General features: G+C 36.7%; 1 protein-coding gene. It reads left to right on the top strand.

What is annotated here, in order from left to right; genetic code table 11:
- Window positions 1-52 precede the first annotated feature (52 nt).
- A partial coding sequence (locus E2E34_RS37795; protein WP_208765434.1) for a hypothetical protein occupies window positions 53-444 on the top strand: 392 nt, incomplete at its 3' end.

Genomic DNA, 444 nt, shown 5'->3' with positions numbered 1-444 from the left:
ACATAAAAGAATACTTACAAAATTACTTGGAGTTTGCTTTAAAGAAGATTATATGCTTGTGACTGACGTCTCGTCCACCGATGAAGATACATACAAAGAAATTTTTAAGGAATATCTATTCAACCCTATATGTGAATACGTAGCAGCACTATTAAAGTTTGAGATTAATGTCCGTACAAAAAATACTGCGGGTCGAACAGGAGTCAACACCAAAGTACAACATCAATCTAATGATATATTCCATTCGCACCCAGATGTCGTGGCGTATGATAAATGGAAACATCGAAGATCTCTTGCTATCGTGGAGGTAAAAAAGTTACCAATCTTGAAAGGTGAAAAGGTGGTAGATTTTACGGAACCACGAATGGTAAGTTTTATGATTCAAGTTGTTGCGGAAATGTTCTCTGACCACACAAACAAAGGCATGTTGACCGACTCATATAC

Source organism: Streptomyces albidochromogenes (assembly GCF_005981925.1).
GTDB classification, from domain to species: Bacteria; Actinomycetota; Actinomycetes; order Streptomycetales; family Streptomycetaceae; genus Streptomyces; species Streptomyces albidochromogenes.
The sequence above is the reverse complement of the archived record's forward strand: the minus strand, read 5'-3'. Positions and strand labels throughout refer to the sequence as shown.